The organism is Achromobacter sp. AONIH1, from assembly GCF_002902905.1.
Classification (GTDB): Bacteria; Pseudomonadota; Gammaproteobacteria; order Burkholderiales; family Burkholderiaceae_B; genus Achromobacter.
The window spans coordinates 3,121,982-3,133,831 of record NZ_CP026124.1; the positions used below are offsets into that span (position 1 = coordinate 3,121,982).

Consider the following 11,850-nt stretch of genomic DNA (forward strand, 5'->3'; position numbering starts at 1 on the left):
GACGGAGACAAACATGAGCATAGAAGTCCGCAATCTGTCCAAGCGCTTCGGCCAGTTCCGCGCGCTCAACGACGTATCGCTGCATATCGAGACCGGCGAGCTGGTCGCGCTGCTGGGACCGTCCGGCTGCGGCAAGACCACGCTGCTGCGCATCATCGCGGGCCTGGAATCGGCCGACTCGGGCAGCGTGCTGTTCGCCGGCGAGGACGCCACCGCCGTGGACGTGCGCCAGCGCCAGGTCGGGTTCGTGTTCCAGCACTACGCGCTGTTCAAGCACATGACCGTGTTCGAGAACGTGGCCTTCGGCCTGCGCGTCAAGCATCGTTCGCAGCGTCCTTCCGAGGACCAGATCCAGCGCAAGGTGCACGACCTGCTCGGGCTGGTGCAACTGGACTGGCTGGCCGATCGCTATCCGGCCCAGCTGTCGGGCGGCCAGCGCCAGCGCATCGCCCTGGCGCGCGCGCTGGCGGTGGAGCCGCGCGTGCTGCTGCTGGACGAACCCTTTGGCGCGCTGGACGCCAAGGTGCGCAAGGAACTGCGCCGCTGGCTGCGCCGGCTGCACGACGAGCTGCACGTGGCCAGCGTGTTCGTGACGCACGACCAGGAAGAGGCGCTGGAAGTGGCCGACCGGGTGGTGCTGATGAACTCGGGCCGCATCGAGCAGGTGGGCACGCCTCGCGAAGTCTGGGAGTCGCCCGCCACGCCCTTCGTCTACGGCTTCCTGGGCGACGTCAACTCGCTGGCCGGCGTGGCCACGCGCGGCGTCTGGCAGGGCGCGGGGCTGTCGCTGCCGGCGCCGGAGCTGGCGCAGGCCGACGGCGAGCGCGCCACCGCCTATGTGCGGCCGCACGAATTCGACATCGAGCGCTACCGGCCGGAAGGCGAGGGTCTCGCGGTGCGGCTGTCGCACGCCTACCTGGCGGGCCCCAGCGCCTATCTGGAACTGGCGCGCCAGGACTCGGACGCCATCATCGAGGCCGAAGTGCCGGAACAGCTGTACCGGGAGCTGAACCTGCGCGACGGCGAAACCCTGCTGGCGCGTCCGCGCCGGGCCCGGATCTTCGCGGTGCAAGCATGACGACGATCGAACTGCCTCCCGAACTGGAAGCCGGCGCGGCGGCGCGCTGGCGCGAGTTGATCGAGACGCTGGCCGACGCGCGGCGTCGCTATCCCGACGCCGCGCTGGCCTCGTCGCTGGCGGCCGAGGACATGGTGCTGACGCACGCCATTTTCGACGCCGGGCTGGACCTGGAGGTGTTCACGCTGGACACCGGCAGGCTGCACGCCGAAACGCTGGGCGTGCTGGACGCGATCCGCCAGCGCTACCGCCGCGAGGTCACGATCTACCGGCCAGACGCGGCTGCCGTCGACGCGCACGTGGCCGCGCATGGCGCCTATGCCTTCTACGAAAGCGTCGAGCTGCGCAAGGCTTGCTGCCAGATCCGCAAGGTCGAGCCGCTCAAGCGCGCTCTGGCCGGACGCGGCGCCTGGATCACCGGGCAGCGGCGCGCCCAGTCCGCCACGCGCGGAGAGCTGGCGCGCGAAGAACAGGACGCCACGTTCGGCCTGTACAAGTTCAACCCGCTGGCGGACTGGAGCGAGGCCGAGGTCTGGACCGTGATCCGCGCGCTGGGCATTCCGTACAACCCGCTGCACGACCAGGGCTATCCGTCCATCGGCTGCGAACCCTGTACGCGCGCCTTGCGGCCGGGCGAAGACCTGCGGGCAGGGCGCTGGTGGTGGGAGTCCTCGGACTCCAAGGAATGCGGCCTGCATGCGGGCAACCGGGTCATCGCCATCGCGCCCGTCGGCGACGCTGGCCGGCCATGAATTCGAAAACCATGATTCAAGGGGAACACCCAATGTCTGCCGTGATTCAACGCAGCCACCTGGACTGGCTGGAATCGGAAGCCATCTTCATCCTGCGCGAGGTCGCCGCCGAGTGCGAACGGCCGGTGCTGCTGTTCTCGGGCGGCAAGGATTCGGTCGTGCTGCTGCGCCTGGCCGAAAAGGCCTTTCGCCCGGGCGGTTTTCCGTTTCCGCTGATGCATATCGACACCGGCCACAATTTCGCCGAGGTGATCGATTTCCGCGACGCGCGCGCCGCCGAGCTGGGCGAGACCCTGATCGTGCGCAGCGTCGAGGATTCGATCAAGCGCGGCAGCGTGGTGCTGCGGCGCGAGACCGATTCGCGCAATGCCGCGCAGGCGGTGACGCTGCTGGAAGCGATCGAGGAATTCGGCTTCGACGCCTGCATCGGCGGCGCCCGGCGCGACGAGGAAAAGGCGCGCGCCAAGGAACGCATCTTCTCGTTCCGCGACGAGTTCGGCCAATGGGATCCGAAGGCCCAGCGGCCGGAAGTCTGGAACCTGTTCAACACCCGCGTGCATCGCGGCGAGAACATGCGCGTGTTCCCGATCTCGAACTGGACCGAGCTGGACGTGTGGCAATACATCCAGCGCGAAGGCCTGGCGCTGCCTTCGATCTACTACGCACACGAGCGCGAGGTGGTGCGGCGCAAGGGGCTGCTGGTGCCGGTGACGCGGCTGACGCCGCCGCAGGAAGGCGAACGGGTCGAGCGGCTGCAGGTGCGCTTTCGCACCGTGGGCGACATCTCCTGCACCTGCCCGGTGGCGTCCGACGCCGCCGACACGGCCGCCATCATCGCCGAGACCGCGGTGACCGACATCACTGAGCGCGGCGCCACCCGCATGGACGACCAGACTTCCGAGGCCTCGATGGAGCGCCGCAAGAAGGAAGGCTACTTCTGATCCCGCGCAAGCACCCGACCGCTCCGGCCGTGCGCCGGGGTTTGCCGGCTTGAAGGCCGGCCGCAAGGAACGCACATGAACGCCATCAACGATTCTTTTCTTTCCAGCGCCGACCGCGGCGTGCTGCGCCTGATCACCGCCGGTTCGGTGGATGACGGCAAGTCCACGCTGATCGGACGCCTGCTGTACGACAGCAAGGGCGTGTTCGCCGACCAGCTCGACGCCATCGCGCGCGCCAAGTACAAGCGCGTGGCCGGCGACGGCATCGACTTCTCGCTGCTGACGGACGGCCTGGAGGCCGAGCGCGAGCAGGGCATCACCATCGACGTGGCCTACCGATACTTCTCGACCCCGGTGCGCAAGTTCATCATCGCCGACGCGCCGGGGCATGAGCAGTACACGCGCAACATGGTGACGGGCGCGTCCACCGCCGACGTGGCCGTCATCCTGATCGACGCCACCCGCGCCGCCGATGGCAAGCTGCTGCCGCAGACCAAGCGCCACAGCACCATCGCCAGGCTGCTGGGCATCCGCCACATCGTGGTGGCGGTGAACAAGATGGATCTGGTGGATTGGGACCCGGCCGTATTCGAACGCATCCGCGCCGCCTACGCCGAGCTGGCGGCCAAGCTGGGTATCGCGCATTTTGACGCGCTGCCGCTGTCGGCGCTGAACGGCGACAACGTGGTCACGTCGTCGCCGAAGACGCCCTGGTACCAGGGCCAACCGCTGCTGGCGCTGTTGGAGGCGCTGGATGTGCAGAACGACGGCGGCGCCTTGCCGCTGCGTTTCCCGGTGCAGCGCGTGGCGCGCCATGACGGCGACCGCAAGGACGACTTCCGTGGCTATGCTGGCCGCGTCGCCAGCGGCGTGCTGCGGCCCGGCGATGCCGTCACGGTGCAGCCGTCCGGCGTGGACGCCGTGGTGAGCCGCGTGCTGGCATTCGACCGTGAACTGGACGTAGCGGTGGCTGGCGATTCCGTCACTGTGGTGCTGGACCGCGACGTGGATGTCTCGCGTGGCGACGTGATCGCGCACTCGGCCGCGCCCGCGCAGGTGTCGCGCGAGTTCGAGGCCGAATTGTGCTGGCTCGATTCGCAGCCGCTCAATCCGGCGCGCAAGTATCTGCTCAAGTCGGGCACGCGGCTGACCTCGGCGAAGGTGCGCGCCGTGCTGTCGCATCGTGATATCCATGAGCTGCAGGAAGTCGAGAACACGGAAGGCGTGCTGCGCATGAACGACATCGGCCGGGTGTCGTTCACGACGCGCGATGCGCTCGCCGTCGATCGCTACGCGGACGTGCCGGCGACCGGCGCGTTCATCCTGATCGACGAGGCGACGCATCAGACGGCGGCTGCCGGCATGCTGCGCTAACGGGCCTGCGGATTCGGGGGGGGCGGAGCGTTTTTCGTTCCCCCGGATGGTTGTTGTTTTTCTTCCAAAGCCAATGCTGGCGCGGGTTTCCGGCCCATCTCGCAAGATGAAATCGAATTGTCGCAACGGAGCCGGCGTCTTGCGGTAAAGTGGGGCTGTCTTAAGAAAAGTCTTTCGGGGCTTGCTAAAACTACTGTGTTTTTGTACAGTGGTTCCTATGGCAAGCATCGATCATTCTTTTCCCGCCGGTTCTGGGTCCCCGGCTGCCGCCCCCGCCGCCTTGCGCGGTCGGGGTGCGGTTACTAATGTTCGACATCGCTTCCAATCCGACGAACGCGTGCAGGTCGACGACGGCTGGTCCGCCTCCGGACTGCCGGCCGATTTCGTAGATCCCGTCCCCGATTTTTCTTCAGATGCTTCGTCGAGCCTGACCGAGCGCGCCGCCGGCTTTCCCGGCAAGGACGACGCCGCTACGCCGGCCGCTTCCGGCCGGTCCTCCCGAATCGCTCCCATCATCCCCATCGTGCCCGACCAGCGCCGCGAACCCGCCGCGCCCAAGACCCAGGTCACGGCCGAGGCCGCGCGCAAGATGCTGTCGCGCAATGATTCGCCCGACATCCCCTTCGACGTGGCGGTCAATCCCTACCGTGGCTGCGAGCACGGCTGCGTTTACTGCTACGCCCGTCCCACCCATGCCTACCTGGGCTATTCGCCCGGCCTGGATTTCGAAACCCGGCTGGTGGCCAAGGCCAACGCCGTCGAGGCCCTGCGCGCGGAACTGAGCCGGCCGGGCTACAAGCCGTCGCCCATCAATATCGGCTCGGCCACCGACGCCTACCAGCCCATCGAGCGCGAATGGCGCCTGACGCGCGGCCTGCTGGAACTGATGCTGGAAACCCGGCATCCGCTCACCATCGTCACGAAGAACGCCCTGGTCGCGCGCGACCTGGACCTGCTGGCTGAACTGGCCCGCCGCAACCTGGTTGTCGTCTACATGAGCGTCACCACGCTGGACGCGGCCATGGCCCGCAGCCTGGAGCCGCGCGCCGCCGCGCCCTGGCGCCGGCTGGAGGCGGTGCGCAGCCTTACCGACGCCGGCGTGCCGGTGGGCGTGCTGGTGGCGCCCATCATTCCGTTCATCAACGACGAGTCCATGGAGCACATCCTGGAGGCCGCCAAGGCGGCTGGCGCGCATTACGCCAGCTACACGGTCCTGCGCCTGCCCTGGGAGGTCAAGACCTTGTTCGAGGACTGGCTGCACGCCCATTTCCCGGATCGCGCCCAGCGCGTCCTGCATCGCATCGAAGACCTGCGCAGCGGTCGCCGCAACGATCCCAACTTTGGTTCGCGCATGCGTGGCACCGGCATCTGGGCCGACTTGCTGCGCCAGCGTTTTTCCATGGCCGCGCGCAAGCTGGGCCTGAACCGCAGCCGCCTGCAGCTCAGCTGCGACCAATTCATGCCGCCCGCCGTGGCCGGCCTGGACGGCGCGCACGATGCCTCATCCCCCGTTTTCCCATCCCCGGCTGGCGCGAAAGCGTCTTCAGGGGTCCCCCATGCCTCGACCGCTGGCGTCGCCAGCGGCTATGTCCGTGGCCGCAGTCCGCTGCGCGCCGCGGCCGCCGGGCAGTTGTCGCTGTTCGAGTCGTAGTCCGATCGCGCCGGGCCTGTCGGGCCGGAGCCTGTGTCGTCTAGCCGATGGGCCAAGCGCATGCGCGGCCATGAATACAAGGAGTTCCCATGAACACCGGAAACCTCTCCGCCATGCCCGATGCGCTGGCCCTGGATCTGAATCCCGCCCGTGGACCGCTGGCGCGTCTGCGCGCGCTGGGCGCCCGCCTTGCGGTGTCCATGCCAGGCAAGACGCAGCCGGCCCGCGCGAGCAGCCGGCTGGCGTCGCTGCCGGCCAAGTGGCCGTTTCCCGCGCCCGCCCAGGACGACGCGGCGAGCAAGGGCAAGGCCGGAGAAAGCGCCGCGCGCCTGCCGCGCGAGCGCACGCTGGGCAATGCCACCGTCGAGCCGGTGGCGGATCAGCTCAGCATGAAGAGCAAGGTGGCGGATGTGCTGCTGGTGCTGGCCTGGGGCGCCATGATTCCTGCGTTGATGTGGCTGGGCGCTGCCGGCGGATTCTGACCTCGGCGCGATGCCGGGCGGGTCCGGCGCGCAGGGGCAGGGGAGCGGCGCTTGCCACCCGGGCTTCTTCAGTTGGACCGGACCCGACAGCGGGTGCCGGTCAGACGGAACCGCGCTGAACGGCGTCCGTCAGGCTGAACCCAGCAGGACAACGCCCGCCAGAATGGAGAAGCAGCCCAGCAGCCGGCCGATGCCGACCTTCTCGCGCAGCAGGAACATGCCGGCCAGGGTGCCCAGCATCATCGACATTTCCCGGGCCGGCGCCACCAGGCTCAGCGGCGCGCCGTCCTGCAGCGCGAACAACACCAGGATGTAGCCTAGCGGCGACAGGAAGCCCACGGCCAGCGCCAGGTGCCAATAGCCGCGCATCGATTCCCAGTTCTGGGCCCGGCGACGCAGCATGTGTGGCGTCATCATGGTGGTGCGCGTGACACAGGTGAACCAGTCGAACAGCACCGGGCTGATCAGCAGCACTTTCACGCCGTAGGCGTCGACCACGGTATAGGCGGCGATGAACAGGCCGATCACCACGCCCCAGCGCACGCCAACCCAGGCCTGGGCCTGGCGGAAGATGGCCAGCCGGCCTTGCGTGGCGATGAGCAACACGCCGATCACCACGCACAGCATGCCGGCGATGCCGCTGGCCTTGGCGGGTTCATTCAACAGGATGAACGCGCCGGTGGTCGAGAGCAGCGGGCCGGTGCCCCGGGCAATCGGATAGACCACGGACAGGTCGGCCACCTGATAGCCGCGTTGCAGGCACAAGCTGTAGCCCAGGTGCAACAGGCTGGACATCAGGATCGCGCCGACCACCATCCAGGACCATTGCATGCCGTCGTGCAACAGCACCCAGACCACCCAGGGTGCGTAGAGCACCGAGGCGCACAGGCCGTAGGCGAAGACGAAGGGCGCGCCCACCATGGCGGCTCGCTTGGCCAGAAGGTTCCACGTTGCGTGGGCCATCGCGGCCAGGACGACCAGTACCAGGGACGAATACGACATGTGAGGGAGCTGCTTGGTGACGTGTTTGTTACAAGACCGCAAGGGTACCGCAAATGGGCTGGCAAGGACGCCGTGAGCTTCTGATCGGCGGTCTTGTCGTCACTTCCGACGACCTGGCACGGAAAATTTGTATAGATGTCTACTCAATAGGACTCGCAAGATACACCCATGGGCATGGTCCCGTCCAGTCGCGTCCCCCGACTTGGCTATTTTCGGAAATTCTGGTGTAGAATCATTGGTTTGCCAAATCTCATCCTCTGCTTGCGGCATATCCGTTGTCTGGCGCCCGGGAAGTCGGGAGCCTTTCCCTTCCAGTCTGGGACATAGGACAACGAACAAAATCGGACGGCAAAAAGTTGTTAGCCCGCAAAGGCAAGATGAACTAGGAGTTTCAATGAACCTCATCGCTATCCTGGAACAGGAAGAAATTGCCCGCCTGACTGGCGGCAAGGCCATGCCTGCTTTTGCTCCTGGCGACACCGTCGTCGTGAGCGTGAACGTCGTTGAAGGCACCCGCAAGCGCGTGCAGGCCTTCGAAGGCGTCGTGATCGCCAAGCGCAACCGCGGCCTGAACTCCGCGTTCACCGTGCGCAAGATCTCGTCGGGCGAAGCCGTGGAACGTACGTTCCAGCTGTACTCGCCGCAGATCGCTGGCATCGAAGTCAAGCGCCGCGGCGACGTGCGCCGCGCCAAGCTGTACTACCTGCGCAACCGCTCGGGCAAGTCGGCTCGCATCAAGGAAAAGCTGGTCAGCAAGCAAGCCTCGGCGGCTTGATCGCTTATCGGCACACGGCCCTATCTGTGTCGGACGCTCACGCTTTCCCGCGTTTTCGTCCGATACGGATTTCCGGGTTAAAAAGGCACCTGCGAGGGTGCCTTTTTCTTTACACAGAGCCGTATGTCTGATTCCTCGTCATCCCCGCGGCCCAGGCGGCCGCTGGCCCGTCCCGGTTTCGATCCGGCTTCCCAGCCCTGGGTCGTGGCCAATGATTCGCTGCCGGCCGTGCCTGCCGGCCTGCTCACGCCCGACGCGCTGCGCGGAACGCTGAGCCAGCCTTCCACCTGGAAGCTCGAACTCTCGCGCGACAATGACCTGCGCTATCCAGGACGCGAAGGCACGCCGGTGCCCGCCGCCGTGCTGATTCCCCTGGTGACCCGGGAGCAGGGCGTCAGCATCCTGCTGACCCAGCGCGCCGCGCACCTGTATGACCATGCCGGCCAGATCAGCTTTCCCGGCGGACGCATCGAAACCAGCGACCCCACGCCGGAGGACGCCGCGCTGCGCGAGGCGCACGAGGAAACCGGATTGCCGGCCGAGCATGTGGAAGTGCTGGGCAGCATGCCGCCGTATCTGACGGCGACCGGATTCTCCATCATCCCCGTCGTGTCCTTGGTGCGGCCCGGCTTCCAGCTGGCGCCGGACGCGTTCGAGGTGGCCGAGGTGTTCGAGGTGCCGTTGTCCTTCCTGATGGACCCGGCCAATCACCGCCTGTACGAGGCGCGGCTGGACGATGGCCGCGTGCGCCATTACTACGGCATGCCTTACGGCAAGTACTTCATCTGGGGCGCGACGGCAGGCATGCTGCGCAATCTGTACCATCTGCTGAATCACGGGCTGCAGCCGCGCTGAGAGCCGGGTGCGTCGGCGCCAGGCGCCATGGCGCTAGGTGTCGTGGTGCCCGACGCATTGGCGCCCGGCGCGCTCCCGCGCCAGGTTTCAATACCGCTGCTGGCCCGCTTCGTTCTCTTCCAATACCCGTTGATACAGCGCATAGCGCGCGGGATGGATGGCGCCCGCCTCCAGCGCCGCGACCACGCCGCAGCCCGGCTCGTGCCGGTGGCTGCAGTTGTAGAAGCGGCAGGACTCGATGGGGCCGGCGAACTCGGGGAAGCCGCGGATGATGTCCTCGCGGGTCAGGTGCTGCAGGCCGAATGCCTGGAATCCCGGCGAATCGATCAGGTCGCCGCCCGGATCGGGCAGGTGGTACAGCCGCGTGCTGGTGGTGGTGTGTTTGCCCATGTCCAGCGCGGTCGAGTGTTCGCGCGTGGGCGCGGCGGCCTCCGGCACCAGCGCGTTGAGCAGCGTGGACTTGCCCATGCCGCTTTGTCCCAACAGCAGATTGGTCTTGCCCGCCAGGCGCGGCGCCAGCAGCGTGTGGACCCGCGCCGGTTCCAGCGCGCTCAACTCGACGATGTCCACGCCCAGCGCGGCGATCGGCGCCAGTCGTTCGCGGGCGGCGGGCAGGGCGTCGGCCAGGTCGGTCTTGTTCAGGATGATGAGTGGCGAGATCCCGGCGCTCCAGGCGCCGGCCAGGGCGCGCCCGGTCAGGTCGTCGGAAAAGGTGGGTTGGACCGCGACCACGATCAGCAGCTGATCGACGTTGGACGCGAATTGCTTGGAGCGCATCTCGTCCGAGCGGTAAAGCAGGTTGCGGCGCGGCAGGATCGCATCGATCGCGCCTTCGTCGCTGCCCTGCGGCGTGATGCGGACCCGGTCGCCGACCGTCGCGCCGGCCTTCTTGCCGCGCGGGAAGCACTTGCGCAGCGTGCCATCGTCCAGCTCCACGGTGTAGTGGCGGCCATGGGCCGCGATGATGCGGCCTTCGTTCGGCGCGCCGGTGACGGCGGCCGCGGCGCCCTGCTGCGGGCGTTGCGGGGAGCGATCGCGCGCGCTCATGCGGCCGGCGCCATCAGGTGACGGATGCGCACGGCGGCGGGAGGATGGCTGTCGTAGAAGGCGGAGTGCACGGGATCGGGCGTCAGGGTGGCGGCGTTGTCGTCGTAGAGTTTGACCAGGGCGGATACCAGTCGATCCGGCGAGCTTTGCTCGGCGGCATAGCGGTCGGCCTCGAATTCGTCGCGGCGCGAGTACCAGCTGGCCAGCGGCGTGAACACGAAGGTGAAGACCGGAATCACCAGGAAGAACAGCAGCAGCGCCATGGCGTCGTTGCGGCCGCCCAGCTGCGGCAGCACGCCCAGTCCCACATAGAACCACGGCTGCTGGGATATCCAGCCCAGCAGCGCGAAGAATACCAGGGCCGCGCCGAAGCTGAAGCAGATGCGCTTGATGATGTGGCGCTTGGCGAAATGGCCGAGCTCGTGGGCCAGCACGGCCTCGATCTCGTCGCCGTTCAGGCGCGCCAGCAGCGTGTCGAAGAAGACAATGCGGCGCGAGCGGCCGAAGCCGGTGAAGTAGGCGTTGCCGTGCGCGGAACGGCGCGAGCCGTCCATCACGAACAGACCGTTGAGCGCGAAGCCGCAGCGCTGCGCCAGGCGCTGGATGCGTCCGGCCAGATCGGGATCGGTCAAGGGCGTGAACTTGTTGAACAGCGGGGCGATGAACATCGGATAGATGATGAGCAGCGCCAGGTTGAACACCATCCAGAGGCCCCAGGCCCAGGCCCACCAGTACGCGCCGGCGCTGCCCATCAGCCACAGCACGGCGGCGGCCAGCGGCAACCCCAGCACGGCCGCCACCAGCAGGCCCTTGAGCGCGTCCGCCACGAACAGCCCGGGTGTCATGCGGTTGAAACCGAAACGGGCTTCCAATCTGAACTGCCGCCACAGCGTGAATGGCAGTCCCAGCAGGCCCAGCAGCAGCGCCACGGTCACCAGCAGCAGCATCTGGCGCAGGAAGTCGTTGCTGGTAAGCTGGCCTACCGCCAGATCGATGGCCTGCAGGCCGCCCAGCAGGGTCAGGCCCACCAGCACGATGGCGTCGTAGGTCCGTTCCAGCATGCCCAGCCGCACGCGCGCCACGGTGTAGTCCGCCGCGCGCTGGTGGCTGGTCAGGCCGATGCGGTGCGAGAATTCGGCTGGCACCTGTTCACGGTTGCGGGCGACATGACGGATCTGGCGCGTGGCCAGCCACAGGCGCACGGCAACGTCGATCAGCAGGAAGGCGACGAACAGCAGGGTGAACATGTGCGGGTCGGGTGCTCGGTAAGGGATATGCGAAAATCGCGTGTTTTATAGGCAAATTATATGGCTGTGAACGAAAACCGCCTGGTCTGGCTCGACATGGAAATGACGGGCCTCGAACCTGAGAAAGAACGCATCATCGAAGTCGCCGTCGTGGTGACCGAACCCGACCTGACCGTGGTCGCGGAAGGCCCCGTGCTGGTGCTGCACCAGCCCGACAGCCTGCTCGACGCCATGGACGACTGGAACAAGTCGACCCACGGCAAGAGCGGCCTGATCGACAAGGTCCGCGCCTCGACCATCAACGAGGCCCAGGCCGAGGATATCCTGCTGGAGTTCCTGTCGCAGCACGTGCCGGCGGGCAAGTCGCCGCTGTGCGGCAACACCATCAGCCAGGACCGCCGCTTCATGTTCGCCTACATGCCGCGGTTCGAGAAGTTCTTCCATTACCGCAACCTCGACGTCAGCACGCTGAAGGAACTGGCTCGCCGCTGGGCGCCGGCCGTCTACAAGGGCTTCGAGAAGAAGAGCCGCCACGAAGCGCTGGCGGACATCTACGAGTCGATCGACGAGCTGAAGTACTACCGCGAGCATTTCCTCAAGGTCTGACGGCCCCGGGGCGTCCGTCCCGCCGGCATTCCGGAGCCCG

Annotated in this window: 12 protein-coding genes; 9 read left to right on the forward strand and 3 right to left on the reverse strand. The window is 67.1% G+C overall.

From position 1 onward, the window contains the following. Positions 1–13: 13 nt before the first annotated feature. The 6 genes from C2U31_RS14275 (at position 14) to C2U31_RS14300 (ending at position 6,278) form a co-directional block, all read left to right on the forward strand. Positions 14–1,078, forward strand: a complete 1,065-nt coding sequence (locus C2U31_RS14275; RefSeq protein WP_103273361.1) for a sulfate/molybdate ABC transporter ATP-binding protein — start codon at positions 14–16, stop codon at positions 1,076–1,078. After that, a complete protein-coding gene (locus C2U31_RS14280; RefSeq protein ID WP_103273362.1) occupies positions 1,075–1,830 on the forward strand; it encodes a phosphoadenylyl-sulfate reductase in 756 nt (251 codons plus the stop codon). Before C2U31_RS14275 ends, C2U31_RS14280 begins: the two co-directional genes overlap by 4 nt. A 32-nt stretch (positions 1,831–1,862) precedes the next feature. Continuing rightward, the gene (gene cysD, locus C2U31_RS14285; RefSeq protein WP_103273363.1) at positions 1,863–2,771 is read left to right on the forward strand and encodes a sulfate adenylyltransferase subunit CysD; all 909 of its coding nucleotides are present in this window, start codon (positions 1,863–1,865) and stop codon (positions 2,769–2,771) included. A gap of 75 nt (positions 2,772–2,846) precedes the next feature. After that, positions 2,847–4,145 (forward strand): sulfate adenylyltransferase subunit 1, encoded by a 1,299-nt coding sequence (locus C2U31_RS14290; protein WP_103273364.1) that lies wholly within the window; start codon positions 2,847–2,849, stop codon positions 4,143–4,145. A gap of 217 nt (positions 4,146–4,362) precedes the next feature. Then, positions 4,363–5,796, forward strand: coding sequence for a PA0069 family radical SAM protein (locus C2U31_RS14295; RefSeq protein WP_103273365.1), 1,434 nt, complete (start codon positions 4,363–4,365; stop codon positions 5,794–5,796). 89 nt (positions 5,797–5,885) lie between these two features. Beyond that, entirely contained in the window at positions 5,886–6,278 is a 393-nt protein-coding gene (locus C2U31_RS14300) for a hypothetical protein (protein ID WP_103273366.1), read from the forward strand. Between the two features lie 129 nt (positions 6,279–6,407). On the opposite strand, the gene C2U31_RS14305 is transcribed toward C2U31_RS14300, so the two are convergent. After that, positions 6,408–7,280: a DMT family transporter gene (locus tag C2U31_RS14305; protein ID WP_103273367.1), complete on the reverse strand. Its 873-nt coding sequence runs from the start codon at positions 7,278–7,280 to the stop codon at positions 6,408–6,410. A gap of 394 nt (positions 7,281–7,674) precedes the next feature. On the opposite strand from C2U31_RS14305, the gene rplS reads away from it, so the two are divergent. Together rplS and C2U31_RS14315 are read left to right on the forward strand one after the other, a co-directional pair. After that, entirely contained in the window at positions 7,675–8,055 is a 381-nt protein-coding gene (rplS, locus tag C2U31_RS14310) for a 50S ribosomal protein L19 (RefSeq protein ID WP_103273368.1), read from the forward strand. 123 nt (positions 8,056–8,178) lie between these two features. Then, positions 8,179–8,910, forward strand: coding sequence for a CoA pyrophosphatase (locus tag C2U31_RS14315; protein WP_103273369.1), 732 nt, complete (start codon positions 8,179–8,181; stop codon positions 8,908–8,910). Between the two features lie 87 nt (positions 8,911–8,997). Here the strand turns inward: C2U31_RS14315 and rsgA are convergent, their stop codons facing one another. Together rsgA and C2U31_RS14325 are read right to left on the reverse strand one after the other, a co-directional pair. Next, a complete protein-coding gene (gene rsgA / locus C2U31_RS14320) occupies positions 8,998–9,957 on the reverse strand; it encodes a ribosome small subunit-dependent GTPase A (protein ID WP_233772779.1) in 960 nt (319 codons plus the stop codon). Beyond that, on the reverse strand, positions 9,954–11,204 hold the full coding sequence (locus tag C2U31_RS14325) for a M48 family metallopeptidase (RefSeq protein ID WP_103273370.1): 1,251 nt from the start codon (positions 11,202–11,204) through the stop codon (positions 9,954–9,956). The genes rsgA and C2U31_RS14325 overlap by 4 nt, the downstream gene beginning before the upstream one ends. Before the next feature lie 60 nt (positions 11,205–11,264). Here C2U31_RS14325 and orn point away from each other — a divergent pair, with 60 nt between their 5' ends. Beyond that, a complete protein-coding gene (gene orn, locus C2U31_RS14330) occupies positions 11,265–11,810 on the forward strand; it encodes an oligoribonuclease (RefSeq protein ID WP_103273371.1) in 546 nt (181 codons plus the stop codon). The last annotated feature ends 40 nt before the right edge of the window (positions 11,811–11,850 follow it).

Bases quoted from the DNA above. Each gene is read 5' to 3' on its own strand.
- C2U31_RS14275 (WP_103273361.1), top strand. From the start codon at position 14: ATGAGCATAGAAGTCCGCAATCTGTCCAAGCGCTTCGGCCAGTTCCGC.
- C2U31_RS14280 (WP_103273362.1), top strand. From the start codon at position 1,075: ATGACGACGATCGAACTGCCTCCCGAACTGGAAGCCGGCGCGGCGGCG.
- cysD (WP_103273363.1), top strand. From the start codon at position 1,863: ATGTCTGCCGTGATTCAACGCAGCCACCTGGACTGGCTGGAATCGGAA.
- C2U31_RS14290 (WP_103273364.1), top strand. From the start codon at position 2,847: ATGAACGCCATCAACGATTCTTTTCTTTCCAGCGCCGACCGCGGCGTG.
- C2U31_RS14295 (WP_103273365.1), top strand. From the start codon at position 4,363: ATGGCAAGCATCGATCATTCTTTTCCCGCCGGTTCTGGGTCCCCGGCT.
- C2U31_RS14300 (WP_103273366.1), top strand. From the start codon at position 5,886: ATGAACACCGGAAACCTCTCCGCCATGCCCGATGCGCTGGCCCTGGAT.
- C2U31_RS14305 (WP_103273367.1), bottom strand. From the start codon at position 7,280: ATGTCGTATTCGTCCCTGGTACTGGTCGTCCTGGCCGCGATGGCCCAC.
- rplS (WP_103273368.1), top strand. From the start codon at position 7,675: ATGAACCTCATCGCTATCCTGGAACAGGAAGAAATTGCCCGCCTGACT.
- C2U31_RS14315 (WP_103273369.1), top strand. From the start codon at position 8,179: ATGTCTGATTCCTCGTCATCCCCGCGGCCCAGGCGGCCGCTGGCCCGT.
- rsgA (WP_233772779.1), bottom strand. From the start codon at position 9,957: ATGAGCGCGCGCGATCGCTCCCCGCAACGCCCGCAGCAGGGCGCCGCG.
- C2U31_RS14325 (WP_103273370.1), bottom strand. From the start codon at position 11,204: ATGTTCACCCTGCTGTTCGTCGCCTTCCTGCTGATCGACGTTGCCGTG.
- orn (WP_103273371.1), top strand. From the start codon at position 11,265: ATGGCTGTGAACGAAAACCGCCTGGTCTGGCTCGACATGGAAATGACG.